The following is a 26,293-nucleotide window of genomic DNA, read 5'->3' on the forward strand; positions in this document are numbered from 1 at the left end:
AACGGTGATGAAACTTCGACTCCTTTTTCTGTTCGGGATGCTGGCGCTGGTAAAGCTGCCGGCCCTTGCGCAGCCTGCCACCACTGGCCTGACGCTGGAAGGCGTTATTGCTTTGGCGCTCAATCAATCGGCGGTAGGCCAGCAGGCTTACACCACCCGCGAAACCAGCTACTGGGCCTGGCGCGGCTACCAGGCCAACTACCGCCCGCAGCTGGGCTTGCAGGGTACGCTGCCCAACTTTAGCCGGGCCATTGCGCCGGTGGTGCAGCCCGATGGCACCACCAGTTTCCAGTCGGTGCGCATCAATAATTCGGATTTGGGCCTGACCATGACCCAGAACATTGGCCTCACCGGCGGGCAGGTGTTTGTGGGCTCGGTAGTGCAGCGGTTCGATGATTTCAACGGCCAACTGCGGCGCTACAACAACCAGCCCTTCACCCTGGGCCTGACGCAGCCGCTGGGCCAGTTCAACAGCCTGCGCTGGGCCCGGCGCATCGAGCCGCTGCGCTACCAGGAAAGCCAGCGCCAGTACGTGGAAGAACGCGAAACCATTGCCCAGCGCGTAACGGAGTTGTATTTTGATGTGCTCCTCCAACAAGTGAACGCCGAAGTGGCCCGGCAAAATGCCGAAGCCACCGCCGAGCTGCTGCGCATCGGCCAGGAGCGGTTCAAGCTGGGCCGCATCTCGCAAAGCGACTTGCTGCAACTCGAGTTGAACCTGCTCGATGCCCGCCAGGCCCAAACGCAAGCTCAACTCAACGCCCAAAATGCCACGGTTGACTTGCAAGCCTATACTGGACTTGCTGATGCCCCTGGCCTCGCCGTGCCGGCTTCAGCCCCCCAACTGGCCGTGGCGCCAACCCAGGCGCTGGAGCAGGCCCGGCTGCACCGGAGCACCACGCTGGCTTTTCGCCGCCGGCTGCTACAGGCCGAGCGCGACGTGGCGCAGGCCCGTGGCACCACCGGCTTCCAGGCCACGCTCACGGCCAACATGGGCTATGTCAACCAAGCCGCTTCCTTCACGGATACCTACGTGAACCTGCAGAACCAGCAGCAAGTGGGCCTGGTGTTTTCGATGCCGCTGGTGGACTGGGGCCGGCAGAAGTCCATCGTTAAAACCGCTGAGCTGACCCGCGACCAGGTGCGGCACTCGGTAGCCCAAGAGGAACGCAGCTTTGAGCAGACCGTGCTGACCCAGGCCAGCCAATTCGCCGCTCTGGCCGAGCAGCTGCGCCTCGCCGAGCGGGCCGACTCGCTGGCCCAGCGCCGCTACGACATTGCCCGCGCCACCTACCTGCTGGGCCGCATCAGCCTCACCGATTTGAGTCTGGCTTCCAACGCCAAGGACAGCGCCAAGCGCACCCGCATTTTCGCGCTGCGGGCCTGCTGGGTGGCGCACTACCGCCTGCGGGCCCTCACGCTCTACGACTTTGAAAAACAGGCGCCCATCGTGGCGACTCGCTAACCTTGCTTTCACCTCATTTTACGCGCTTTTCTCACCTTTTTTCTCATGGAAAATCTGCTTGCCACCTCGACTGATACCCGCGCCCAACTGCCGCTGAATGGCCCGGCTGCTGAGGAAACTCCCGTCCTTCAGCTCACCAACATCGAGAAGGTGTACCAAACCAGCACCATCGAGACGGTGGCACTGAACCGGGTGAACCTGACCATCAACCGCGGCGAGTTTGTGTCCATCATGGGGCCCAGCGGCTGCGGCAAGTCCACGCTGCTCAGCCTGATGGGCTTGCTTGATGAGCCCACCAGCGGCACCATTGCCGTGGATGGCCGACTAGTGACGTCGTTCTCGGACCGCGAGCTGGCCGCGATTCGCAACCTGAAAATCGGCTTCGTTTTCCAGAGCTACCATTTGATAAACGACCTGTCGGTGGTGGATAACGTGGAGGTGCCGCTGCTGTACCGGCCCGGCATGGGCGGCAAGGAGCGCCGGAAGCGGGCCCTGGCTGCGCTGGACAAAGTGGGCCTGAGCGCCCGCACGGGGCACTTTCCCAGCCAGCTTTCGGGTGGGCAGCGGCAGCGGGTGGCCATTGCGCGGGCCCTGGCCGGCGGCCCGGAAATTATTCTGGCCGACGAGCCCACGGGCAACCTCGACTCGGTGATGGGGGAGGAGATTATGGACTTGCTGCTGGGCCTCAACCGGCAGGACGGCGTGACCATCGTGATGGTGACTCACGACGAGCACCAGGCGCTGAAAACGCAGCGGGTGGTGCGGTTTTTCGACGGCAGCCAGGTCGGCTGAACGGCGTGCTGAGCATGACGGCCTCACTCAAAAAAATAAAATTCTGCAGCTATGCTTCTCAACTATCTTAAAATCGCCTGGAAGGTGCTCTTGCGGCGCAAGTTTTTCACCTTCATTTCTTTGTTCGGCATCAGTTTTACGCTGATGATTATGCTGGTGGTGATGGCCATGGTGAACCACATAACCGGAGCCCAAGCGCCGGAAAAGCGCATCGACCGAATGCTGTTCGTGAGCTTACTCAACCAGCAGCTCCGCGATGGCGGGAATATGAATTCACCTATGAGTGCTCACTTCATCGACCGGTACGTGCGTACCCTGAAGACGCCCGCTACAGTGGCGCTGACGTCGATGACGTCGACGGTTACCTCCTTCGCGAATAACGAAAGCCTGAGCCTGGACGTGCGCTACACCGATGGGAATTTCTGGAAAGTAACCGATTTCGAGTTTCTTGACGGCCGGCCTTTCACGGGCCAAGAAGTAAGCCGCGCCGACCGGGTGTGCGTCATAAGTGAACACACAGCGCGGGCGTTTTTTGGCACTACTAAAGGGGTGGCCGGGCGCATTATGGAGCTGGGCATTTACCGCTACCGCATTGCGGGGGTGGTACCCAATGTGCCGGTTATCCGGTTCTACAGCAGTGCTGATGTATGGGTACCCTACACGCTGAGCACTAGCTACCGCACCGACAGCCGCTTGGATGGCGAATTCATTCCCATTTTGCTGGCCGGGCCCGGGGCCGAGGCGCTGCCGGCCATCCGCGCCGAGTTTGCGCAGGTTATGCGGCGAGTGGAAGTCCCGGACCCCAAGGCAGTGAAGAAACTCTCGGCCCATGCCGACCCGGCATTGGCGAGCATCACGCGGCAGCTCACCAACCATACCACCACCGAAGACGATGGCATGGGCGTCTTTCTGCTTGGTTGCACTGTGCTCGGCCTGCTATTTATGCTGCTGCCGGCGCTGAACCTAGTGAACCTGAACGTGACGCGCATCCTGGAGCGCTCCAGCGAAATTGGCGTGCGCAAAGCATTTGGGGCCTCGGGTAGTGCGCTGGTTGGCCAGTTCCTGGTCGAAAACTTGGTGCTGGCCGGAGTGGGCGGCTTGCTGGGGCTGGGCCTGGCGGCCGGGGCGCTGCATCTGCTGAACGGCAGCCATTTTATTGCCTATGCGCAGTTTGGACTCAGCTGGTGGGCTTTTGGCTGGGGCCTGGTGCTGGCCGTGGTATTTGGCCTGATGAGCGGGGTGTACCCCGCCTGGAAAATGTCGCGCCTGCACCCCATGGATGCGCTGCGCGGCGGCGGCAGCGGACCCCAGTAGAGCCCCGCCGGCCGGGCCTACTCACCCTCACTCTTTTACTTTCCTCCCATGGTACGCCACCTTTTTCGCTTAATCTGGAACCGCAAACGGTCCAACGTTCTGTTGCTTTCCGAAATATTCTTCTCCTTCGTCGTCTTGTTTGGCGTGGCCACGTTGCTATTCAACTTCGGCCGGAACTACGTGCAGCCATTCGGCTTTCGCCACGATAATGTGTGGCGGCTGACCATTGGGGCTCGGCAAGGCGAAAAAATGCCTCGCCCACAGCTCGACGACGTGCTGCGGCAGGTGCGCGCCTTGCCAGGGGTGCAGGAAATAACCCTCACCAGTTTCAACACGCCCTTCCGCTTCAGCACCATGAACGGCGACTTTGCCCGGGGCTCCAAGAAGGCGCGCGGGGTAGACCGCTACGACGCCGATGACCGTTATGGCCCCCTCTTTGGCCTAAAATTACGGGAAGGCCGCTGGTTTAACGCCAGCGACGACGCCGCGACCCGTCCGCTGGCGGTCATCAGTCAGGATACCCGCGAGGCCCTGTTTGGAGCCGGCGAAACCGCCGTGGGCAAACTCATCCGGAGCGATGACCAATTCGGCGGCGACGCGCCCAAAGAATACCAAGTGGTGGGGGTGGCGGACAAAGTGCGGATGAGCGGCGACTTTGCATCGGCTACGCCGTCTGTGTGGATGCGCCTTGCTCCGCACGACACCACAAGTTGGGAAAGCGCCACCGTGCTGGTGCGCGTAGCATCGGGACAAGGCGCGCCCCTGCAGCAGCGCATCGTGCACACCGTGGCCGGCCTCACCCGCCAGTGGAGCACGCAGGTGTACGCGCTGGAAACTGACCGACTCGATAAGCTGAAGCCCACACTGGCCCCACTGGTGGCACTGGCGGTGGTAGGCATTTTTCTGGTGGTGAACGTGGCCCTTGGCTTGTTTGGGGTGCTGTGGTACAACATCAGCCAGCGCCGCGCCGAAATCGGACTGCGTCGAGCCGTGGGCGCTACCGGCGCCGGCATAGGCCGGCAGTTTTTGGGCGAGGTGCTGGTGCTCACCACCCTGGGCGTACTGGCCGGTAGCCTGCTAGCCGTGCAGTTTCCGCTGCTGGGTGCCTTTGAAATAGAGCCGCAGGTTTACCTCATGGCCATGCTCATGGCCACAGGATTAATTTATGTGCTGGCGGCTGGGTGCGCCTGGCAGCCCAGCCGTCTGGCGGCGGGCATCCAGCCAGCCGCCGCGCTGCGGGAAGAGTAGAAAAGGGTAGGAACCCTGCGCCGCCGGCATTATTTTGCTGTAGCACGGTGCCGAAACGCGGCCCGCTCCGGTAGCCGGGCAACCCGGGCCCGTCGGCGCGCATCTAAAGGTGTCGATACCTATTTCATCACTCACCCTTTTTCACCTGCTGCACATGAAAAATCTCACTTCCCTCGCCCTGCTCTGGCTGCTGGCCCTCGTACCCGCCCTGGCCCAAACTGCCTCGGAAACCCGCTCCCTGCCCAGCTTTCAAGCGGTAGAGGTCAGCAGCGGCGTTGAGCTGCACCTCGTATCCGGCCAGCCCCAGGCCGTGCAAGCCAGCGCCGACTCGCCCGAGTTGCTGGCCCGCCTCACAACCGAAGTTAGCAACGGCGTGCTAAAAATCAGCTTCGACCGCAAGCTGAGCGAGGCGTGGGGCAAGAAAAACTTCGTCCGCAACCTGCGCGTGAACGTAACGGCCGCCTCGCTCACGGCCCTGAAAGCCAGCAGCGGCTCCAAAGTAGAAGTGGCTGGCACGTACGCCACCGATAATCTTGACTTGGGGGTTTCTTCCGGTGCCACGCTCCAAGCCACTTTCGCGGCCACTTCCCTCAACGCCCGCGTGAGTAGCGGCGGCGTGGCCACCGTGACCGGTAAGATTCAGCGCCTCGACGTGCAGGCTTCCAGCGGCGGCGTGTTCAAAGGCAGCGACTTGCAGGCCACTGCCTGCGAGGCCGCGGCCTCCAGCGGCGGCACCGTGGCCGTGGCCGTGCAAGAATCCCTTACCGCCAACGCTTCGAGTGGCGGCGACGTGCGCTACAGCGGCTCCCCCAAAGTAACCAAGCGCACCAGCAGCGGCGGCAGCGTGAAGAGCCGCTAAGCCGGCGCGTTATTCGAGTACGTCCTTCATTACCAGCACGTCATGCCTCGGCACCGCCGGGCATGACGTGCTTTCTGATTCCCTATCTCACTTATTTTCTGCGTCATGTTACTCATTGTCGACGACGACCTCGCCGTTCGCACTTCCCTCAAGCTGCTGCTGAAGCGGGCGGGCTACGAAGCGCACGCCGTGGCCACGCCGGCCGAAACCCTGGCCGTGGTGCGCGAAACGCCGCCTCAGCTGGTGCTGATGGACATGAACTTTTCCCTCGCCACCACCGGCGCCGATGGGCTGGCGCTGCTGCGCGAGGTGAAAACGCTGGCTTCGCAAATCCCCGTGATTCTCATCACCGGCTGGGGCTCCATCAGCCTGGCCGTGGAGGGCATGAAGGCCGGCGCGGCCGAGTTCGTGACCAAGCCCTGGAACAACGAGGCCCTGCTGCAAACCATCCGCACGGTGCTGAGCCTCAGCGCCAGCCAAGTGGCCGGCTCTACCGAAGCCGATAGTCCCGCCGCCAGCCGCCGCCAGCTCGACAAGCAGTACCGTTTGGCCGATATCATTGGCCAGGACCCGCAGTTGTTGCACGTGCTGCGGAACGTGGGCCAGGTGGCTGCCACCGATGCCTCGGTGCTCATCGAAGGCGAAAGCGGCACCGGCAAGGAGCTCATTGCGGAAGCCATTCACCGCAACAGCCACCGCAAGCACCAACCGTTTGTGAAGGTGAACCTGGGCGGTATTTCGAGCTCATTGTTTGAAAGCGAGATGTTTGGTCACCGCCGCGGCGCCTTCACCGATGCCAAAGCCGACCGGGTGGGCCGCTTCGAAATGGCCAACGGCGGCACCATTTTCCTTGATGAAATCGGCGAGTTGGAGCTGGCTTCCCAGGTGAAATTGCTGCGGGTGCTGCAAGACCGCACCTACGAGGTGCTGGGCGATAGCAAACCCCGCCGCCTGGACATCCGCGTCATTGCCGCCACCAACCGCAACCTGGCCGAGATGGTGGCGCAAGGCCGCTTCCGCGAAGACCTGTTCTACCGCATCAACCTAATTACGGTGCGCCTGCCCGCCCTGCGCGAGCGGCCGGGCGACATTCCGCTGCTCACCCAGCACTTCGTGGACCAGCTTCGCGCCACCTACCACCGCCCGGCCCTGCGCGTGAGCACCCGCGCCCTGCACTGGCTCCGCGAGCAGCAGCTCCCCGGCAACATCCGCGAGCTCAAAAACCTGGTGGAGCGCGCCGTGCTCGTGAGCGGCAAAGAGGAGCTGGGCCCCGAAGACTTCCAGGCCAACGCCCAGCGCCTGCCCATACGCCACCCGGAGCCCGGCGAGCTGCCCGCACCCGGCACCATGACCCTGGACGAGCTGGAAGCCCAGATGATTCGGCAGGCGCTCAGCCATTACGATGGCAACATCAGCCGCGTGGCCAAAGCCCTGGGCCTGAGCCGCGGCGCCCTCTACAGAAGGCTGGAAAAGCACGCCATTCCGTTCGAAACGGCGGATGGCGGCTGAATACAAAAGGACGACATCCAGAAAGAACGTCATGCAGAGCGCAGCGAAGCATCTCGCGTGGGATAGTAACTCAATCGATGGAATTAATGGTGGCATGCGAGATGCTTCGCTGCGCTCTGCATGACGTTCTTTGGTTGATAAAATCATGACGCTCCGTATCCAATTCCTGCTTTTTGTTGTCATCATCCACGCCGTGCTCATTGCGCTGGCGGCGCAGCTGCGCACCACCAATACCACGCTCTTTATCGCGTCGGAGGCGCTGCTGCTGGTGAGCATTTACCTCACGGTGCGTCTTTACCGGGGCTTTGTGCGGCCTTTTGAGTTGATTGCGGCGGGCACGGCGGCCATCGCGGCCAAGGATTTCTCGATGAAGTTCGTGCCCGTGGGCCAGCGCGAGATGGACCAGCTCATTCACGTGTATAACCAAATGATTGACGCGCTGCGGCAGGAGCGGGTCAGTCAGCACGAAAAGAGCTTCCTGCTCGAACGCCTCATTCAGGCTTCACCGGCCGGCATTCTTATTCTTGATTTTGACGGGCGCATTGAGGGCGTGAACGCCGCCGCGGAGCGGTTCCTCAATCAGCCGGCCACGGCCTTGCTGGGCCAGCGGCCGGCGGAGCTGCCCGGCGCCTGGGGCCCCGCGCTCGCCGGCCTTGCCGAAAACCAGCCCCAGGCTTTGCGGGTGTCGGGCCTGCAAACTTTCCGGGCCCACGCCGCGCACTTCCTCGACCGGGGCTTCACGCGCCGGTTTATTATGCTGGAGGAATTAACGCAGGAGCTGATTTATCAGGAAAAGCAGGCTTACGGCAAGCTGATTCGCATGATTTCCCACGAAATCAACAATTCCATCGGGGCCATCAACTCCATTCTGCACAGCTTCCACCACTACGCCCCCCAACTCCATTCCGACGACCAGCCCGATTTCACGCAGGCCCTGGACGTGAGTATTGCGCGCAACACACAGCTGGCCAACTTTATTGCCAACTTCGCGCACCTGGTTCGGCTGCCCCCGCCCACGACCCACCCCACCGACCTGCACGCCCTGCTGCGCGGCATCTGCCGGCTGCTCCAGCCCCAGAGCGAGGAGCGCCACATCAAGTGGCACATGGAGGTGCCCACCACGCCGCTCGTGCTCAACTTCGATGCCCAGCAGTTGGAACAAGCCCTACTCAACATCACCAAAAACGCGCTTGAAGCCATCGGGCACGACGGCAACGTATGGGTGCGCACCACCGCCCGGCCGCCCACCGTATTCATCGAAAACGACGGCCCCAGCATCTCGCCTGAGGTGAGCCAACGCCTCTTTACCCCGTTTTTCAGCACCAAGCGCGACGGCCAGGGCATTGGCCTGACGCTGGTGCGGGACATTCTGCTGGCCCATGGATTTGCCTTCCAACTACGCTCTGAGGAAAACGGCCGTACCGTTTTCACGATACGTCTAGGCTGAAAACTATTGGTATTACAAAAGGCGCGTATTTTCAAAAGCGCCTTTTAATTGAGGTGTTATTCGAATTTGGTCAGGTAATTATTGACGATTAACCCTAATTATAAAGGCCATTTTCGAAATTGAGTGTAACTTAGTCGTCATATGACTACTAAAACTACACTTGTTATGACGCGCAAACAGCATTTGGCTGCTGCCTGCCTTGCCCTATTGTTATTGTTGGCTCTCGTGGCGGCTTTGTTACCGCAGGACCACCCCGAAGCGAAGACGGATACCTTCATCGCCGCCGATTTGGCTTGGATGCTCACCGCCTCCGGGCTGGTGCTGTTCATGGTGCCGGGCTTAGCCTTTTTCTACGGCGGCATGGTGAGCAAGCGGAGCGTGATTTCGACCATGCTGCAAAGCTTCATTGCCCTTGGCGTGATTTCGGTGCTGTGGTACGTGGTGGGCTTTTCGTTGGCCTTTGGCGACAGCATTGGCGGCATCATCGGCAACCCGCTCACGTTTCTGCTCTTCAACCACGTGGGCACGGCGCCGCACCCGCGCCTGGGGCCCAACCTGCCGCTGGTGTTGTACGCGGCCTTTCAGCTGAAATTCGCCATCATCACGCCCGCCCTCATCAGCGGAGCCTTCGCCGAGCGGATTCGTTTCTGGGGCTACTTGCTGTTTATGTGCTTGTTCAGTCTGCTCATTTACTGCCCCTTAGCCCATTGGACCTGGCACCCCGATGGCTTCCTGTTCAAGTGGGGCGTGCTGGACTTTGCGGGCGGCACGGTGGTACACATCTCGGCGGGTTTTGCGGCGCTGGCGGGGGCATTGGCCTTGGGTCGACGCGAAGCGCACAAAGCTGGCCACCAGCATGTTCCGGTTAATATTCCTTTTGTGCTGCTCGGTACTGGCCTGTTGTGGTTCGGCTGGTTTGGCTTTAACTCCGGCTCGGCGCTGGCGGCCAATACGGTGGCGGTGCAGGCCTTCTTCACCACCCACATGGCCTCGGCCGCAGCCATGCTGACGTGGATGTTGATTGAGGCCGTGCGCGGCCAACGCCCTTCGGCGGTGGGCGCGGCGGTGGGCGCGGTAGTGGGCTTGGTGGCCATCACGCCCGCCGCGGGTTACGTGAGCTACGGGCCCGCGTTGTTCATCGGGGCCAGCGCGGCGGCCATCAGTGCCTGGGCCGTGGCCATGAAAAACCGCACCACGCTGGACGACACGCTCGACGTTTTCCCGTGCCACGGCGTCGGCGGTATTGTGGGTATGATTATGACGGCCGTTTTCGCCAAAGAAGGGGGGCTCATCACCGGTTCGCCCACGCTGCTTTTGCATCATCTCGGCGCGTTGGCGTTCATCTCGGCCTTCACCTTTGGCGGCTCCTTTTTGATTTACAAGTTCACCAACCTGCTGATTCCCATTCGGGTAAATGCCCGCCACGAAGCCGACGGCCTCGACGTCAGCCAGCACGGCGAAACGGTGATGGTAGCAGCGTAGCGGAACAGTTAACTCCCCTGCTTACCAAGGAAGGGACGCGGCCGCGAAGCGGGCGATGGGGTGGTTGTCGGCGTTGAACGACTCGCAAGTGAATCGTACAAGCATCGTTCAACGATTCAACCACCCCCGTCTGAACCTGCGGTTCGAACATCCCCACCTTGATAAGGAGGGGATTTTTTTAAGTGCCAATCACAAATACCGTCGGAATCTTGTGTAATTCCGGAGCCGGTAAGCGGCGCCAGTCGCTCACGGTCAGTGTTTTGATGAACTCGCCCGCGCCCGTTACATCAGCGGCCACGCACAGGCGGGTGCTGGGCTGCAGGTGCGCCACCAAATCGGTGAACAAGGCCCCGTTGCGGTAGGGCGTCTCAATAAACAGCTGTGACTGCTGCCGCTGCTGGGCTTCCCGCTCCAGCGTTTTGATGGCCGCAATGCGCGGCGCTTTCTCGATGGGCAAGTAGCCGTGAAAGGCAAATTGCTGCCCGTTCAAACCCGAGGCCATGAGTGCCAGCAGCAACGACGAAGGTCCTACCAGCGGCACCACGCGCAGGCCCAGGCGGTGGGCTTCGCGCACCAGCGCCGCGCCGGGGTCGGCAATGCCGGGGCAGCCGGCCTCGCTGAGAATACCACCGTCGATGCCTTCTTTCACTAACGGCACCAAGGCAGCACGCACCTCGGCATCGGTACTGTCTTTGTCGATGACGGTGAAGCGAATGTCCTCAATTACGCGGGCCGGGGCCACGCTTTTCACAAAGCGGCGGGCCGTGCGGGCATTTTCCACCAGAAAGTAGGGGAGGGCCGCTACGGCGGCCAGCACCTGCGGCGGCAGCACTTGCGGGGCGGTGTCCTCGGCGAGAGGTGTGGGCAGGAGGTACAGCGTAGCGGGCATAAGCGAGGGGTTGAAGGCGCAAAGGAACGGCCCAGCCGCTCGCCGCCGCGGTAACCGCCTGTGGCCCGGCGCGTAGAATGGCTTCACCCGCTACGCTGTTTCATGCCCGATAAGCCCCGCTCCAGCCGCTTGCCGCTCTACCTCTCGTTGGCTATTCTGGCGCCTCTCGTCGGCGCTTATTTTTTGTGGCCAGCTTTCCAAGAAGGCGTGCAGGAAGGCTGGGCCGTGCTCCGCACCGGCGACCAGGCCAAGGTGGCAGATTGGATAGCCCAATTTGGCTACTGGGGCCCGGTGCTGATAATTGTGACCATGGTGCTCCAGATGTTCCTGATTGTCATCAACAACGGCCTGTTGATACTGGTTTCGGTGCTCGCCTACGGACCAATTTGGGGCTCGCTGCTGGCGTGGGTGGGCGTGCTCACGGCCTCCAGCGTCGGCTATTGGCTGGGCAATTCCCTGGGTACCCCCCTTGTGCAGCGCCTGTTGGGCCACAAAAGCGAGAAAAAAGTAGCTGGCTTCGTGGACCAATATGGGCTGGGCGCCGTGGCCGCGGCGCGCCTGACGCCGGTTATTTCCAACGACGCCATCAGCTTCGTGGCTGGGGCCATGTGCATGGGCTACTTGCGCTTCATCAGCGTGACGGCGGTGGCCATTCTCCCCCTCATTGCCTTGCTCGCATATTTAGGCCAGGACAGCGAACGGCTCAAAACCGGTTTGCTCTGGATTTCGGGCGTGGGCCTACTTTTCTTCGGCGCCTACATCTGGTGGACCAAAACTCACAAAAAAACGGGCCGCCCAGTGCCGGACGGTCCGTTGAAAGTGTAGGGCCTGGCCCAGGCTGCTATCGGGGCGCTTCGCTCAAATGAAGCCCTGTTGGTTGTGCGGACCCTCTAGGGCCGCATCTCCTCTGGTTGCGGGAGCATCATGAAGCTGGGGGCCTCCGGCATCTCGTCAATCAAGCGGTTGTCATTAAGGCCCCAAGGCTCTACTGGTTTGGATGAGCCTGCGGAGGAACTGCTATTCTGGCGGGCAGTCGTCTGCAAAGCAAAGACTGGGCTGGGGGCGGTAGGCTGATGCCGTTCGGCGGTTGTGCCATCACCCAATTGCCCAAAATTATTTGCGCCCCAGGCATACAACTCGCCATCGGCCGTAGCTGCCAGCGTGTGGAACCCGCCGCTCACTACCCGCACCCAGCGGGCCGGGGCGGCACTGCGCGGCGCGGCAATGGCCACGGGGCTCAGTTGCCAGTCGGTGGTGCCGTCGCCGAGCTGACCGACGCAGTTGTTGCCCCAGGCTATCATGTGGCCGTCGGTGCTTAGGGCCACCGAGTGGGCATCGCCGGCGGCCACTTGGGCCCACCGCTCGATGGCGAGGTGGCCGGGTATTGCCAGGGGCTCGGGCAGGTTGTGCTGGGTGTCGTGTTCTTCCCCGAGCTGGCCAAACCGGTTGGAGCCCCAAGTGTAAATGCGGCCGTCATCGGTGATGGCCAGGGTATGAAAGCGGCCGGCGGCCACGTACGACCAGCGCAGGCGAGACAATTTCTTGGTCATTCCCACGGCCACGGGGTACAGCGCGTCGTGGTTGGAACCGTCGCCGAGCTGGCCGTATTGGTTATTACCCCAGGCAAAGAGCCGGCCGTCGGTGGTGAGGGCCAGGGTATGGTCGTTGCCGGCGGCTATTTGGGCCCATGTGGTGTTGGCGGCGCTCGTGGGCAGGGACACTGCGACGGGCGTAGGGCTGTCGAGGCTCGAGCCGTTGCCCAATTGGCCTTCGTCGTTGTTGCCCCAAGCATACAACTGGCCATCGGTGGTGAGCGCCAGGGAATGGGAGGTGCCGGCCGCAATTTGCTTCCACTGAGCTTGGGCGGCGGCCTCGGGCAGAGCAACGGCCACGGGAGTGGTATGCGCGCTTGCCGTCCCGTCGCCAAGCTGCCCGTCGCGGTTGCCGCCCCAGGCTTGGATGCGGCCATCGGTGGTAAGCGCTAGGGTGTGCGAGGTGCCCATGGCCACCTGGGACCAGCCCGTGCCGGGGGCGGGCGGCCGCACTTGCACGGGCGCCGGGCTACTGAGCGTAGTGCCGTTGCCAAGCTGGCCTTCGAAATTGATGCCGCTAAGCCAAAGACTGCCATCGGGGCGGATGCTGGCCGAATGGTTGGTGCTGGCAGCGAAGGTGTTAATGGGTGCCTGGGCGGAGGCGGCACCGGCACTGAAGAGCAGGCACAGCCCACCCCACAGGGGAATCGGGTTACGGAACATGACAGTTTGCAGAAAAGAAGTGAGAAGTTTTTTTGTCTCCTAGGCCAGACAATGCTATAGATGCAAGGGAATAATTGACCGTTGTCTGAAGACAAGAATTTTTTTAACAAAACCTACGTCACTGCTCAGAATCGAGCAAAAAAAATGGCGACTTCCAACGCATGGAAGTCGCCATTTTGGCTACGGTTGTGCTTAATTGATTTGTGCCCCGGTGCTTTGAATGCGCTATTGCTCCACAAAGGCTTTTACCAGCTGGAATACTTCCTCGGGCTTTTCGGCGTGCAACCAGTGGCCGGCATCAACCACGGTTTCTACCTGCGAGTTGGGAAACAGCGCCGGGATGCCGTAGAGCTTGTCGTCGGCGGTGATGTAATTTGACTTGCCGCCCCGCACAAACAGCGTGGGTTTGAGGAAGGGCTGCGTGGCCGTGGTCTCTTCGCCCACAGCGGCCATGGAAGCCGCCAGAGTTTCCAGATTGATGCGCCAGGCAAAAGAGTTATCCTCGCGGCGGTACAAGTTTTTGAGCAGGAACTGCCGTACGCCCAACTGCGGAATGTGCACGGCCATGGCCTCGTCGGCCTGTTGGCGGCTTGCGAGGGTAGCCAGGGGCACGGCTTGCAGGCCCGCCAAAATATCGTCTTGGTGCTGCATGTTGGAAAAGCGCGGGGCAATATCCAGCACCAGCAAGCGGGCCAAGCGGTCGGGGTGGTCGAGGGCGAAGCGCATGGCTACTTTGCCGCCCATGCTGTGGCCCATCAGCGAAACATCGGCGCCTAGCTTTAAGTGGTTGAACAGGGCCAGCACATCGCGGGCCATCAGGTCGTAGCTATGGTCCGGGCTCTGAAAAGACCGGCCGTGGTTGCGTAAATCCACGCTGATGACGCGCAGGCCGGCTTCGGTGGCCCAGCGCCTAGCCAGAGTTTGCCAGTTATCGAGGGTGCCGAACAGGCCGTGAAGGATGACCAGCGGCTGGCCCTGGCCTTGGTCGAGGTGATGAAGGAGGGAGGACATGGGGCAAAATTAGCGACAGCGGCCCCAGTGTGCGACTTCTACCCTTGGCGGAGCCTTGGTACCGCTCCAAGCAATGCGAATGCTCCGCGAAGAGCAGAATACGGTGGCGACGGCTAGGTTTACGCTGGCGGAGTACAAGCGCCTCACTACGGACCTCACCGATGCCCAACTCGACTCCTTGATTGCTCAAAAAGGATACCTAACCGGTTTTTTCACGCGCAAAGGCGTGCGGGTGTTGGTGAGTTTGCGGGACGCTACCCCAAAGGAAATTTTTAACCAGTTGCTCCGGGGCACCTCGATTATGCTGTTTTTGCTGATGCCGCTGGCGGCCCTATTGCTCCAACTGGCTTATTACCGGCGCCGCCGCCATTACGTGAGCCACCTAGTTTTCACGGTGCATACGCACTGTTTACTGTTCGTATACATTGCCTTGCTGCTGGTGCTGATGCAGTCCTACAGCGTGGTGTTGGTGGTAGCGGGCCTGACGGTTGGTTTTGGTGCCTTGCTTTACTTTTAAGGCAGAAAAAGTTGCCAACGGACTTTGCTAAAGTGTAAAATTCGGGCATCTCGTTTTTTAGCCCGGCTGCCGCGGGCCGGGTATCGTACCTTTGTATGGCTGCAAAGCGCGCTAGAATATCCCACCCAACACCAACCTGTGTACCTTCACCATGTGGCTGCCTACCTCCCGGAGGCAGTCGTAACCAATGCTCACTTCACCCGCCTCAACGGCCTTGCCAGCGAGTGGATAATTGAGCGAACCGGCATTCAGGAGCGCCGCAAAGCCGCTCCCGGCGAAAATGCCAACACCATGGCCATTGAGGCCACCTGCGCCGTATTGGCCGCTGCGCCCGCCTTTGCCCAAGAGTCGATTGATTTGGTCGTTGCCGGTACCTACACGCCCCACGACACCATTTTCACGGCCGCTCATGCCGTGCAGCGCTACATTGGCATTAATGAAATCCCCACGGTTAGCATTTCTTCGGCCTGCTCCTCGCTACTGAATGCGGTAGAAATAGTGGAGGGGTATTTTGCCATGGGCAAAGCCTCGCGTGCCATCGTTGTGGTGACGGAGCACAACACGGCTTACAATAACGAGGAAGATACCATGGCCGGCCACCTCTGGGGCGACGGAGCTGCGGCCCTGCTCATCTCCAAAGAGCGTATCAGCCCCGATGACCTGCATATAACCGAAGTCATTACAGGTGGTGCCGCTCCCGTGAGCAAGGCCGATGAGGCGGTGACCCTCAAGCCCGTAGACAAAGGCATTGTGATGCCCTTCGGCCGCGACGTGTTTCAGCAGGCGTGCCTGTACATGGCCAAGGTGACCCAGACCCTGCTCGACAAGCACCACATTGCCACGCCCGACCTTACCTACCTCATTCCGCACCAAGCCAACCTGCGCATTTCGAAGAACGTGGTGAAGCAGTTGGGCATCGACCCCAGCCGGGCCGTGAACAACATCGACCGACTCGGCAATACGGGCTGTGCCGGTGCCGCCATCGGCTTGGCCGAGGTGTGGGACACACTGAAAGGGGGCGATAAGGTGATTATCACCGTATTCGGCGGCGGCTATTCCTACGGGGCTATGCTGCTGGAAAAATAGGTAGCAGTAACTGGTTAGCTGTAGATTGAAATGATGCTGCCGCACGCCGATGCTTTCCTGCCCGAAATAACGTTTCAAACCAGCCGCTCGAGTGGTCCTGGCGGGCAGAACGTGAACAAGGTAGAGTCGCGGGTAGAACTCCGGTTTCATTTGCAGGAGTCGCAGGTGCTGACCGAAACGCAAAAGGCGCTGATTTTGGAGAAAGTGGCCAATCAACTGACCGCTGAGGGCTTGCTCCTTATCACGGCCCAAGACGACCGCAGCCAGTATCGGAACAAGGAAATTGCCCTAGCACGTTTTCACGAGCTGCTGCTCAAGAGCCTGCGCCGGCCCAAGCCCCGCAAGGCCACCAAACCCAGCAAAGGCGCCGTCCGCAAGCGGCTGGAAGGCAAGAAAATCCAAGGTGAGAAGAAAGCAAACCGCCGCAAGCTGGAATAAGCTGGGCTTTGATGCTTAGGATTGGCTCGCGCAATCCGTCCAATCACAGGCTAGCATGCACAGTAGCTACTCTCTTAGAGTAATGTGCCGCTTAAGAACAAGAGCGCAAAGGCGAAATAAATCACTACCCCCGTCACGTCGACCAGCGTTGCCACGAAGGGAGCCGACGAGGTAGCCGGGTCGGCCCCGAGGCGCTTGAGCAGCAAGGGCAACATGGAGCCGCACAACGAGCCCCACAGCACAATGCCAACCAGCGACGCGCCCACCGTGAGGCCAATGCCCCAATAATAGGCTCCGTATTCACCGGGGAAAATGCGCGACCACAGCAGAATGCGCAACAAGCCCACCATGCCCAGGATGGCGCCGAGCATCACCCCCGTGGCCAGTTCCCGGCGCATCACGCGCCACCAGTCCGCAATGCTCAGTTCGCCCAAGCTCATGGCCCGGATGATGAGCGAAGTGGCCTGCGAGCCGGCGTTGCCCCCAGCGCTGATAATGAGCGGGATAAATATTGTGAGCACTACCGCTTTGGCAATTTCGTCTTCAAAAGACTTCAGAGCGGTAGCGGTAAACATTTCGCCAATCAGTAGGATAACCAGCCAGCCAGCCCGCTTCTTCAGCATTCCCAAAAGGGGCGTGGCCAAGTAGGGCTCATCCAGCGCCGCCGAGCCACCGAGCTTCTGCATGTCCTCGGTGTCTTCCTGCTCCCGAATGCTCAGAATGTCATCGATGGTGACGATGCCGAGCAGAATGCCCTGGTCCGAAACCACGGGCAGGGCGTTGCGGTCGTTGCGGCGGAACACGTCAATGGCTTCTTCCTGGTCCTGGTCGGCGGTGAGTTGCACAAAACGGCGGTCCATCAGGTCGCGCACCCGGGCCGTGGGCGCCGAAAGCAGAAACTCCCGAATGCGAATGTCATCAATGAGCACGCCCTGCGCATCGGTCACGTAGAGCATGCTCAGGGTTTCGGACTGCCCGCCGTGCTGGCGGATGTAGTCGAGCACCTGCTGCACCGTCCACGTCTCGCGAATGGCGATGTAGTCGGGCGTCATGAGGCGGCCCACCGAGTCTTCGGGGTAGCCCAGCAGCTGCAGCGTCACCTTGCGCTCTTCCTCAGAGAGGCTCTGCACGAGTTCTGCCACGAAATTGGCTGGCAGGAATTCGAGTAGGGCCGTGCGGTCATCCGGCGACATCTCGTTGAGGATGTCGGCCATCTTGTCCTGGGCCAGGTTGTCGAGAAAGTGCCGCTGAATCTCTAGGTCGAGGTACTCGAACACCTCGGTGGCCAGCTTCAGCGGCAACAGCCGGAAAATGATGAGCTGCTCCCGTTCCTCTTCCTCTTCAATCAGTGCGACCAGCTCCGACGGCTGAAATTCGCGGAGGACCTGCTTCAGCTTGAAAAATTCGCCCTCCTGAATCAGGGACGTGATGGTTTCCACGGTCTGCGGCTGCATGTAAAGAGGGCGGAGGGTGCTTCGCTAGGCAAGCGGAATTGATAGGAAAGAAAAGTAGCGCTACAAAAGTAGGGCTAAAGCATAGCTTTGGGCCAAAAATAACCGTTAAGTACCAAAGGTGAAGGCAGCATTGTGGCCAAAACCGCCATCTTGCTGTCTTAAATCTATTTCGATGCTTCCTTCTTCTTCTGTTGCTGGGCCGCGTGGCACTTTAGTCATGCTAGGCGGCGGCGACGACGACCCTATGTTGGCCATGTTAGCTGGGCTGATACCCGGCCAGTCGGCCATCATTGAGGTGCTTACCACGGCCACCCGGCGCCAGCCAGCCCGCACCGCGGCCGCCTACGCCCACGCTTGGCACCAGCTCGATTGCCCCCACGTGCGGCACCTGCGCGTAGACGAGCTGCACCCCGCCGACGACCCCGCCACGCTGGCCCGCTTGCGCAAAGCCACGCTCATCTTCATGAGCGGCGGCGACCAGGAGCGCCTGACTGATTTCTTGCTAGGTACCGAATTCTTGGCCATTCTCAAGGACAAGTACCAGAACGAAACGGGCTTTGTGCTGGCTGGCACCAGCGCCGGCGCGTCGGCCATGGCCGAGTTTATGCTGGTGTACGGCCACGGCTGGCGCAGCCTCAAGCGCGGCAACATTGACGTGAAGCCCGGCCTGGGCCTGCTGCCCGGCGTGGTACTCGACCAGCATTTTGCCGAGCGGGGCCGCTACCCGCGCCTAATGCACGCGGTGCTGACGCAGCCCGACTTGTTGGGCGTAGGCTTGAGCGAGGAAACAGGCATTATTATCAGTCCCGACCGGCTTGCGCAGGTTTTTGGCGACGAAGTGGTGGTCGTGGTCGATGCCACGCAAGTCACGCATAGCAACCTGACGGACCTGCCCGATGGCCAAATGATAAGCGGCCACGGCTTGTGCCTGCACCTGCTCGTGGCCGGCCAGCAACTGAACCTTGCGAGCCGCGAAGTAATAAAATAAGGCCAAGCGTGGTGAAGGGCTGGCGATAAGATGCGCCCCGGTTTGGACTTCGCTACCTAATTACCCCGTTACTTCATCCCCCAATAGGGGCACCAAAGCGGCTGGTCTTTGCGTTAGTGCCGCGAAATCAATCTGTGCGATTCATGCGTATTTCCCGTTTGTGGCTGCGGCCGCTACGTTTTCTGTGTTTGATGCTGGTGCTGGGCACGCTGCTGCCGTGGGCGTGTACCCGCAAGGCGGTTTCCTTCAACAGCAACCCCGAACAGCCCGCCACCGCGGCGCTCATCGCTGATACACTCACTCGGACCAGCGACACGCTCAATGGCCAACCTTCGCTAAGCACCGCGCGCAAGGTGGTGATTACCAAGGAGCAGGAACGCGCCGCCAAAGATGCCGAAAAGGAAGCCCAGCGCAAGCCCAAAAAGAAAAAGAAGGTTTTTCTGGGCGAAAAAATCAAGCGTGCGTTCGCGAAGTCGGGACCCAAAGGCCGCAACCAGATTATTGAGGTGTTTTACTTCCTCAAGTATCCGATGCCGCTCAACGCCTACGCCCCGGCACACTACTATTACGACACCAAGAAGCGACGAATCCTGAAGCTGGCGGCCGTAGAAGAGGACGAGCCCACGCTAAAAATCCTGCACGGCCCCTACAAAAAACTGCAGAATAATCAGGTCATCGAAACGGGCTTTTATGCCCTGGGCACTCGGCACCTGCGCTGGGAACGGTTTGACCGCAATGGCGTGCTGCTGAGCAAGGTGCACTACGAAATGGGCTTTCCGCGCGATGCCAACGTGAGCTACTACGGTGAGGACCGCGCCAAAATCAACGAAGTAGTGCCTTACGTCAACGGCAGGCTGGAAGGCGATTACGCCAAGTTCCTGGATAATGGCCAGCCCGACTGGCGCGGCCAGTTTGAGAACGGCAAGCGCGTGGGCATCTGGACCAAGTATTGGGGCTTCCGTGGCCGGCGCCATTACGAGTACCAGTATGCCGAATCGGGCTACGACCCGGAAGTAGCGGAGCCGGAACTGGTGCGGGAATACAACCGCAACGCCACCATCATTTTTGACAAAGAGAAGAACCTCGACAAGCGCGGCCAGCCCGAAGCCGAGGACCGGCCGGGCATGCGCCGGCCCGTGCCCCGCGCCGCGCCCAAAGTCTCCCCCAAGCGGGCCAAGTAAGGCCGAAAGCCGAAGTGCAGTCAGTGGGTTAAGTAGGTTGCCAAGCGGTTGTTCGGGAGCAAATTTTAGTAGAACGCATCCTCGAAGTGTTCGATGTGAAACGCGCGGCTGCGTAAAGTCAGCGCCACGATGTCGAAGCGGATGTCGCCGCGCCAGTCCAGTTCTTCTTGCAGGTGAGTGGCCGCCAGCCGGAACAGCTCTTTTTTGCGCGCCGATACAAACGTCTCGGGTGGTCCGTATTGGCCAGATGAACGGGTTTTGACTTCCACGAACACCAGCAGCGCTGTGCCGAGCTGCAACACCAGGTCTACTTCGGCGCGGCCATGGCGGTAGCCGCGGGCCACTACCTGGTACCCCTGGGCGAGGAAAAAATCGGCGGTAGCCATTTCGCCGGCTCGGCCTAATTCGTGGGGAGCGTAAGCCATTTAAAAGCGAAAAGCCGTTGCCGCTGCGGCCATTGGATGAGCAGCTGCAAGCTATACACTGGCGCGCGGATACAAGGAACGGCCGTTGTGCCCCAACAAAGGCCAAGGTCGGCAATGCCTACGACGCTTAGTACCTTTGCGTCCCGTTTCACTACCTCACGCTCATGGCCGCTTCCGTAGAACCGTTCTCGCCTCCGCTGCGCGCCGCCAGCTTGGCCGAGAACTCCAGCCCCAAGCTCAACCGTACTTTGCAGGTGCAGCGCTTGGGTCTGGTGGATTATGTGGCCACATGGCAATACCAGGAAGACCTGATGGCGGCTACGCTGGCCATCAAAACGCAAAACCGCCAAGCCGAAACCAACGGCCTGCCGCCGGCACCAACGCCCAATCACTTGCTGCTCTGCGAGCACCCGCACACGTACACTTTAGGAAAAAGCGGCAAGCCCGAACACCTGCTACTCGATGACGCGGCCTTGGCAGCACACGGAGCCAGCTACCACCGCATCAACCGGGGCGGCGATATTACCTACCACGGGCCCGGCCAACTGGTGGGCTACCCGATTCTGGACCTCGATAACTTCCGGCCCGATATTCACTGGTACCTGCGCATGCTGGAGGAGGCCGTTATCCGCACCTTGGCGGAGTACGGCCTTAATGCCGGGCGCATTGCCGGGCTTACCGGCGTGTGGCTCGATTGGGAAGAGGGCGCCCCGAACCCCCGCAAAATTTGCGCCCTGGGCGTGAAGTGCAGCCGCTGGGTGACGCTGCACGGCTTCGCACTGAACGTGAATCCGGACCTCGCGTATTTTGGCCACATTGTGCCCTGCGGCATCACCGACAAAGCTGTGACGTCTCTGGCACAAGAGTTGGGGTATTCGGCGCCCGTGTCCGTAGCCGAGGTCCAGGAACGCCTGCTGCCTCATGTAGTAGCGTTGCTGGGCGCCGATTTATTGTCTTATCTCCCCGCTCCCGATAGTTCAAAAGCCTAACTTGCGCTGCGCCCTAGGTGGCGGTACAAGCTGGCTAAATCTCTGATTCTGTGAAACAAGATATTCCTTTTGAGCCAGTAGCAGGCGTTTCGGTGGCCATCGTTCCCGATGAGGAGGGCCGAACGCCCGACGGGCAGCCGATTTGGCAAGTTTACTTGTTGAACCACAATGATTTCCCTTTGCAAAATGTCATTGTCAATGCCAATGGCTACGGCTCGCGGGAAGACGGTGAGCCGGTGCGTACTTCTACTCTGCGCTATCTTTTTGAGGAGGTGCCGCCCCACGCGGCCGTCCCCGTGGAGCCCATCGAAGCTGCCTTGTTTCATTTGAACAATCAATACTGGGTGAGTTACTACGCTGGACCTCAGATTTTTGACAAGAAATTCATTTTCGTCCCTGATTCCATTGTCGCCAACAACTGCACCCACATTGCTTTGCTCAACCGGGCGGGAGTATTGCATAGCTAGCCGGCTCGGCGTTACAGTCGTTCGGCTAGCCGCCGATTTATAACACAAAAACCTTTATATGAATCACTTCGATATTCCTTTGGGCCTGTCTTGGATGTGGGCACTGCTGGTGTCGCTCTTTGCCGTGCCGTCCATTATCTACATTGCCCACCTCAAAAATATGCTCGATACCCCCAATGGGCGCACCGTGCACATGTCGCTCACCCCGCGGCTGGGCGGCGTGGCGGTGTTCGCGGGCTTCATGTCGGCCCTCACCATCTTCGCCCCGTTAGAAAACGGCGCCAAGGAGCTGTTGGCGGGCTGCATTATCCTCTTCTTCGTGGGCCTCAAGGACGATTTGGTGGGGATGTCGGTTTCAAAGAAATTCGTGGGCCAATTGCTGGCCACCGGCATTGTGATGATAATGGCCGACGTTCGCATCACCAGCTTTCAAGGGATTCTGGGGGTGCATAGTTTGCCGATTGGCATCAGCTACGCCTTCACGCTAGGGGTCATTGTCGGCATCACCAACGCCATCAACCTCATCGATGGCCTGGATGGATTGGCCGGTACTATTGTGCTGATAATCAGCAGTACGTTTGGGTATTATTTCTATATGTATGGCGGTTCCAGCTACGGTAACTACGCTTTTGTAGCCGTCTGCCTGATTGGGGGCTTGCTGGGTTTTCTGCGTTACAACTTCCATCGCGCCCCCATTTTCATGGGCGACACGGGGTCGTTGGTGTGCGGATTTATCGTGTCCGTACTGGCCATTCAGTTCATCGAAATGGGCCTGCGGGTAGACGAGCCTTTTGGTTCTTCAGCGCCCTCGGTGGCTGTCGGCATTTTGTTTGTACCATTGTTCGATACGCTACGGGTCTTTTCGCTGCGCATGCTGGCGGGCCGTTCGCCCTTTTCCCCGGATAAAAACCACATTCACCACCGCATTCTGGCCATGGGCTTTCAGCAAATCAGCACCGTGCTATTGCTGGGCTTGCTCAATATTCTGGTCATTCTATTCGTTATTCGATTTGCCGCCCTTGGCAACACCGTCATTATTCTGGCATTGGCCGCATTCTCAGCTTTGCTGAGCATCTTCTTTGGCGTTTACCAAAGCCGTATCTCCCGCCGCCAACTGCTGGCCGCCGAAACCACCACGAGCTAGTTTCCCGCATTCAAATGGTAACCCCGGGCTCATTGCGCACCTACTGCCTGCTTATTGGCAGCCTGTTGCTGGCAATGGCGGCGGCCCTGAGTCCGGCACGAGCCAGCGAGTACCAACAGCTGCCGCCCGCTTCGCCCACCGCCCTCACCGATGAGTGGCTTATTCACGATGCCGCCCGCAATCGGCTCATCTTCTACCTGCCGGGCTATCATCAGCCCTCCCATGTGTATTACCAGTGGGTGCTAGTTGAGCGGAACCAGCCTTTCCCGCTGTCCTTCGCTGCTCAGCCGGGCTTGAGTTTATTTCTGGACAACCAATTGGTTTTCACGGCCCGTACCGCCACCACATATTCGGTCGACATTGCGCAACTGCTGCCCGCGCAGTTGGCTCCGGGCCGGCATTTGCTGGCCGTTTGGCAGCCCGACGGTACCCCGGCGTTGGCTTCCTTCTCGGGGGGCAACGCTGTTGCCGTCGATGGCCAAGCGAAAGCGCGCGTAGGGGAGGCCCAGCCGCGGGTGCCCGGCCCGCAGGGGCAAAACGTTTATTTGGGGTTTTTGCTGGTGCTTGGGTTGTCCTATGGGGCCGTGCGCTCCACCTACCAATCGGGAATGGCGCGCATTTTTCAGATTGAAGAACTATTCGGCAACGGCAGCGACCAGCAGGCGTTTCTTAGCAAGCCGGCCTTCTCGCTGCTCAATCTGCTGCTGGTCCTGTTGTTTTCCTTGTCGTTTGGCCTGTTGCTAACCGCCATTCACACCGACCTGCAAAATCTGCCCTTGCTGCGGCGCTTCTTCAACGTGCCCGAAACGGCCATTGCGGCGCGGGTGCTGCTTTATACGGTCATTATTGCCGCTTTTGTCTTCGGTAAGTACTTGTATGTGGGCGTTTTGGGATACATTTTCGGGTTGCAGTCGCTTGTAAATATGCAATATCGGGAATTTTTGCGCACCACGTTGCTGGCCGGTTTGGCGCTGCCCTTGGTGTTGCTGCTCTACCTAAGCCTGAATAGCAGCTACCCGCAACCGGTGGCCTGGGTGGCCAGCGCCGCAATTGGAATCGTGCTTATTGGTACTGTCCTGCGCGTTGGCCGCACCCTGCACCACCACGCGTCGCTGCTGAATCTACATTTGTTTGCCTACCTTTGTGCAACTGAAGTACTGCCTTTGCTGGTTTTGCTTAAGCTTATTGTTTTTACCTACTAATAGGCTGTCGCCGTATACGTCGTATTAGCCCATTTCGCCTCCTCTTATTGTCCTAATATTACCCTTTCCATTCCTGTATGGCCGAGAGTGCAGAGAAGCCGGGCACAGGCCGGCATGCCAAGCGCATCACGAGTATCCTGGTTACCCAGCCCAAGCCCACCAACGACGTATCTCCCTACTTCGCAATTGCCGAAAAATATGGCATTCAGGTGGATTTTCGGGAGTTCATTGAGGTACAGCCTGTGTCCTACAAGGACTTCCGGCGCGAGAAAATAAATATATTGGAATTTACTGCTGTTATTTTTACCAGCCGTAACGCCGTTGACCATTTTTTCCGCATCTGCCAGGAAGCCAAGTTGGAAATGCCGGCTGAGATGAAGTATTTCTGCATCTCGGAGCAAACAGCTAACTACTTGCAGAAGTACATCGTGCTACGCAAGCGCAAGTTGTTTGTGGGCGAGCGCACGGCGGCTGATTTGTTCGACGTTATCAAAAAGCACAAAGGGGAGAAGTTCTTGTACCCCTGCTCCGATATCCGCAAAGACGACTTGCCGGTGTTTATGCGCGCCAACAACCTGAAATTCTCAGAGGCCGTTATCTACCGCACGGTCGCCAGCGACCTGTCCGACCTTTCGGATGTGAAGTACGACTGCATCGCCTTTTTCAGTCCGTCGGGCATTAGCTCCCTCTTCATCAACTTCCCCGACTTTGTGCAGGATGGCACACGCATTGCTGCGTTCGGACCCACCACGGCCAAAGCCGTAACCGATGCTGGCCTAATCCTTGATATCGAAGCTCCCCACCCAAATGCCCCGTCGATGACCGGAGCCATCGAAGCCTATATTCGGCGGCATGCCCAAAGCGAAACCGGAAAAACGAGTTCCAAAAACGCCAGTTCCAACGGTTAGTAAGTCCAAAGCAAGAAGCCGTGCCGCAAGCTACCCTTGTGCTGTTTCTTTAGAGAATGTTTTTGGCTTACATTTGGTAGCTATTCTCCTGGCACGCCTTCCTTCCCTTCTTCTTCTATCTCCCCATCCCTGCACCATGAAAGTAACGTTATTCGCGACGCTGCTGCTCTCTGTTGCAGCCGGTTCTGCTTTTGCGCAACAGCAGCCGCAGTTTACCCAATACGGGATGAATGGCATGTTCCTCAACCCAGCTTACGCTGGCATCAAGGGCTACGGGGAGTTCAACCTGATTGGCCGTTACCAGTACTTTAATTACGGAACTTACGGCGATGCCAACGGCTCGCCCCGCACCGGGCTGATTACCGGGTCGCTGCCGGTGCTGGCCACGAATGGCGGCGTGGGGTTGGCCGTGTATTATGACCAAGCCGGCATGGCGAAAATGACCAATGCGGCGCTCTCGTATTCGCAGCACGTCAAGTTAGGCGCCGGAACGCTGGGCATCGGCCTGCAAGGGATTTACACTTATTTGGGCAAAGGCACTTACATCGCCATCGACGAGAACGACGTCAACGTGCCCAAGAATGCTTCCGACAGCAAATTTGACTTGGGTGCCGGGTTTTGGTATGAATCGCCAAAGTTCTACGCCGGGCTGAGCGTTAACAACCTGCTTCGTTCCGAATACTCCTTCAAAAGCGGCGGCACCGAGGGCACTCCTAGCCAGTACCTGGCTGAAAATCATGCGTATTTAACAGCTGGTTATAATATCGATGCGTCTTCAAACGTTGTTGTGACGCCCACCGCACTGATAAAGGCCGTGTTGCCCGGCGAGTTTTCTAGCAGTAGCAAATTTGCCGATGCCAAGAACTACTCCTTTGAAGGCGGCGTTCGGGCCACTATTGATGATAAATATTGGGCTGGCCTTAACTACCGGCACGAAGAATCAGTATCAGCCCTGGTTGGGCTGGGTTTCGGAAAAGATAACGCCATGCGGTTTGGTTATGCCTTCGATTTTATAGCCTTCAACCAAGATGCCCGAGCATTTAGCTCACACGAAATTATGCTTTCCTATCGTTTGCCTAAGGCAATTCTGAATACACGTCCGGCTATCCGTACGCCTCGTTATAGCTTCTAATTTTCCTATTTTATGGTCTTGCCACTGGTACTGCCTTTTTTATCGTAAGTTAGGATAAATTCTAGTCGGGCGTCTTGCCTGCAAAACGGAT

At 59.4% G+C, this 26,293-nt stretch carries 25 protein-coding genes; 20 read left to right on the forward strand and 5 right to left on the reverse strand.

Features of this window, described 5'->3' with window-relative positions; genetic code table 11:
* Positions 1 to 7 precede the first annotated feature (7 nt).
* The 8 genes from I2I05_RS01525 (at position 8) to I2I05_RS01560 (ending at position 10,116) form a co-directional block, all read left to right on the forward strand.
* Positions 8 to 1,465, forward strand: a complete 1,458-nt coding sequence (locus I2I05_RS01525) for a TolC family protein (RefSeq protein ID WP_230688074.1) — start codon at positions 8 to 10, stop codon at positions 1,463 to 1,465.
* Positions 1,466 to 1,510: 45 nt separating this feature from the next.
* Complete coding sequence (locus I2I05_RS01530) at positions 1,511 to 2,257, forward strand: ABC transporter ATP-binding protein (protein WP_196280440.1); 747 nt, start codon at positions 1,511 to 1,513, stop codon at positions 2,255 to 2,257.
* 51 nt (positions 2,258 to 2,308) lie between these two features.
* The gene (locus tag I2I05_RS01535; RefSeq protein ID WP_196280441.1) at positions 2,309 to 3,571 is read left to right on the forward strand and encodes an ABC transporter permease; all 1,263 of its coding nucleotides are present in this window, start codon (positions 2,309 to 2,311) and stop codon (positions 3,569 to 3,571) included.
* A gap of 48 nt (positions 3,572 to 3,619) precedes the next feature.
* A complete protein-coding gene (locus tag I2I05_RS01540) occupies positions 3,620 to 4,819 on the forward strand; it encodes an ABC transporter permease (protein WP_196280442.1) in 1,200 nt (399 codons plus the stop codon).
* Between the two features lie 154 nt (positions 4,820 to 4,973).
* Positions 4,974 to 5,678 carry a head GIN domain-containing protein gene (locus I2I05_RS01545; protein WP_196280443.1) on the forward strand — a complete coding sequence of 235 codons (705 nt, stop codon included), beginning with the start codon at positions 4,974 to 4,976 and terminating at the stop codon, positions 5,676 to 5,678.
* Between the two features lie 105 nt (positions 5,679 to 5,783).
* Positions 5,784 to 7,187: a sigma-54-dependent transcriptional regulator gene (locus I2I05_RS01550; protein ID WP_196280444.1), complete on the forward strand. Its 1,404-nt coding sequence runs from the start codon at positions 5,784 to 5,786 to the stop codon at positions 7,185 to 7,187.
* A 145-nt stretch (positions 7,188 to 7,332) separates the two neighbouring features.
* The gene (locus I2I05_RS01555) at positions 7,333 to 8,634 is read left to right on the forward strand and encodes a sensor histidine kinase (RefSeq protein ID WP_196280445.1); all 1,302 of its coding nucleotides are present in this window, start codon (positions 7,333 to 7,335) and stop codon (positions 8,632 to 8,634) included.
* A 165-nt stretch (positions 8,635 to 8,799) separates the two neighbouring features.
* Positions 8,800 to 10,116, forward strand: coding sequence for an ammonium transporter (locus tag I2I05_RS01560; protein ID WP_196280446.1), 1,317 nt, complete (start codon positions 8,800 to 8,802; stop codon positions 10,114 to 10,116).
* Between the two features lie 178 nt (positions 10,117 to 10,294).
* Here the strand turns inward: I2I05_RS01560 and I2I05_RS01565 are convergent, their stop codons facing one another.
* Positions 10,295 to 11,005, reverse strand: a complete 711-nt coding sequence (locus I2I05_RS01565; protein ID WP_196280447.1) for an SAM-dependent methyltransferase — start codon at positions 11,003 to 11,005, stop codon at positions 10,295 to 10,297.
* 102 nt (positions 11,006 to 11,107) lie between these two features.
* Between I2I05_RS01565 and I2I05_RS01570 the strand changes: the two genes are divergently transcribed.
* Positions 11,108 to 11,830, forward strand: a complete 723-nt coding sequence (locus tag I2I05_RS01570) for a TVP38/TMEM64 family protein (RefSeq protein WP_196280448.1) — start codon at positions 11,108 to 11,110, stop codon at positions 11,828 to 11,830.
* A 65-nt stretch (positions 11,831 to 11,895) separates the two neighbouring features.
* Here the strand turns inward: I2I05_RS01570 and I2I05_RS01575 are convergent, their stop codons facing one another.
* Together I2I05_RS01575 and I2I05_RS01580 are read right to left on the reverse strand one after the other, a co-directional pair.
* Complete coding sequence (locus I2I05_RS01575) at positions 11,896 to 13,260, reverse strand: RCC1 domain-containing protein (protein ID WP_196280449.1); 1,365 nt, start codon at positions 13,258 to 13,260, stop codon at positions 11,896 to 11,898.
* A gap of 225 nt (positions 13,261 to 13,485) precedes the next feature.
* Positions 13,486 to 14,271 carry an alpha/beta fold hydrolase gene (locus tag I2I05_RS01580; RefSeq protein ID WP_196280450.1) on the reverse strand — a complete coding sequence of 262 codons (786 nt, stop codon included), beginning with the start codon at positions 14,269 to 14,271 and terminating at the stop codon, positions 13,486 to 13,488.
* A gap of 73 nt (positions 14,272 to 14,344) precedes the next feature.
* Here I2I05_RS01580 and I2I05_RS01585 point away from each other — a divergent pair, with 73 nt between their 5' ends.
* The 3 genes from I2I05_RS01585 to arfB all read left to right on the forward strand — a co-directional run bounded on the left by I2I05_RS01585 (position 14,345) and on the right by arfB (position 16,312).
* Positions 14,345 to 14,788, forward strand: coding sequence for a hypothetical protein (locus I2I05_RS01585; RefSeq protein WP_196280451.1), 444 nt, complete (start codon positions 14,345 to 14,347; stop codon positions 14,786 to 14,788).
* Between the two features lie 138 nt (positions 14,789 to 14,926).
* Entirely contained in the window at positions 14,927 to 15,874 is a 948-nt protein-coding gene (locus I2I05_RS01590; RefSeq protein WP_196280452.1) for a 3-oxoacyl-ACP synthase III family protein, read from the forward strand.
* A gap of 30 nt (positions 15,875 to 15,904) precedes the next feature.
* Positions 15,905 to 16,312: an alternative ribosome rescue aminoacyl-tRNA hydrolase ArfB gene (arfB, locus tag I2I05_RS01595; protein WP_317192299.1), complete on the forward strand. Its 408-nt coding sequence runs from the start codon at positions 15,905 to 15,907 to the stop codon at positions 16,310 to 16,312.
* Between the two features lie 74 nt (positions 16,313 to 16,386).
* On the opposite strand, the gene mgtE is transcribed toward arfB, so the two are convergent.
* Positions 16,387 to 17,766, reverse strand: a complete 1,380-nt coding sequence (mgtE, locus tag I2I05_RS01600; protein WP_196280453.1) for a magnesium transporter — start codon at positions 17,764 to 17,766, stop codon at positions 16,387 to 16,389.
* A 172-nt stretch (positions 17,767 to 17,938) separates the two neighbouring features.
* Here mgtE and I2I05_RS01605 point away from each other — a divergent pair, with 172 nt between their 5' ends.
* Entirely contained in the window at positions 17,939 to 18,754 is an 816-nt protein-coding gene (locus I2I05_RS01605) for a cyanophycinase (protein WP_196280454.1), read from the forward strand.
* 143 nt (positions 18,755 to 18,897) lie between these two features.
* A complete protein-coding gene (locus I2I05_RS01610; protein ID WP_196280455.1) occupies positions 18,898 to 19,935 on the forward strand; it encodes a toxin-antitoxin system YwqK family antitoxin in 1,038 nt (345 codons plus the stop codon).
* Positions 19,936 to 20,000: 65 nt separating this feature from the next.
* Here I2I05_RS01610 and I2I05_RS01615 read toward each other — a convergent pair whose 3' ends face one another.
* A complete protein-coding gene (locus I2I05_RS01615; protein WP_196280456.1) occupies positions 20,001 to 20,360 on the reverse strand; it encodes a YraN family protein in 360 nt (119 codons plus the stop codon).
* Positions 20,361 to 20,524: 164 nt separating this feature from the next.
* On the opposite strand from I2I05_RS01615, the gene lipB reads away from it, so the two are divergent.
* The 6 genes from lipB to I2I05_RS01645 all read left to right on the forward strand — a co-directional run bounded on the left by lipB (position 20,525) and on the right by I2I05_RS01645 (position 26,202).
* Entirely contained in the window at positions 20,525 to 21,349 is an 825-nt protein-coding gene (gene lipB / locus I2I05_RS01620; protein WP_196280457.1) for a lipoyl(octanoyl) transferase LipB, read from the forward strand.
* 50 nt (positions 21,350 to 21,399) lie between these two features.
* Positions 21,400 to 21,816 (forward strand): hypothetical protein, encoded by a 417-nt coding sequence (locus tag I2I05_RS01625; protein WP_196280458.1) that lies wholly within the window; start codon positions 21,400 to 21,402, stop codon positions 21,814 to 21,816.
* 58 nt (positions 21,817 to 21,874) lie between these two features.
* Positions 21,875 to 22,960: an MraY family glycosyltransferase gene (locus I2I05_RS01630; RefSeq protein WP_230688075.1), complete on the forward strand. Its 1,086-nt coding sequence runs from the start codon at positions 21,875 to 21,877 to the stop codon at positions 22,958 to 22,960.
* 14 nt (positions 22,961 to 22,974) lie between these two features.
* Positions 22,975 to 24,162, forward strand: coding sequence for a DUF4271 domain-containing protein (locus I2I05_RS01635; RefSeq protein ID WP_196280459.1), 1,188 nt, complete (start codon positions 22,975 to 22,977; stop codon positions 24,160 to 24,162).
* Positions 24,163 to 24,239: 77 nt separating this feature from the next.
* On the forward strand, positions 24,240 to 25,070 hold the full coding sequence (locus I2I05_RS01640) for a uroporphyrinogen-III synthase (protein ID WP_196280460.1): 831 nt from the start codon (positions 24,240 to 24,242) through the stop codon (positions 25,068 to 25,070).
* A complete protein-coding gene (locus I2I05_RS01645) occupies positions 25,015 to 26,202 on the forward strand; it encodes a PorP/SprF family type IX secretion system membrane protein (protein WP_230688076.1) in 1,188 nt (395 codons plus the stop codon). Before I2I05_RS01640 ends, I2I05_RS01645 begins: the two co-directional genes overlap by 56 nt.
* Positions 26,203 to 26,293: the final 91 nt, after the last annotated feature.

The organism is Hymenobacter jeongseonensis (genome assembly GCF_015694725.1).
Classification (GTDB): Bacteria; Bacteroidota; Bacteroidia; order Cytophagales; family Hymenobacteraceae; genus Hymenobacter; species Hymenobacter jeongseonensis.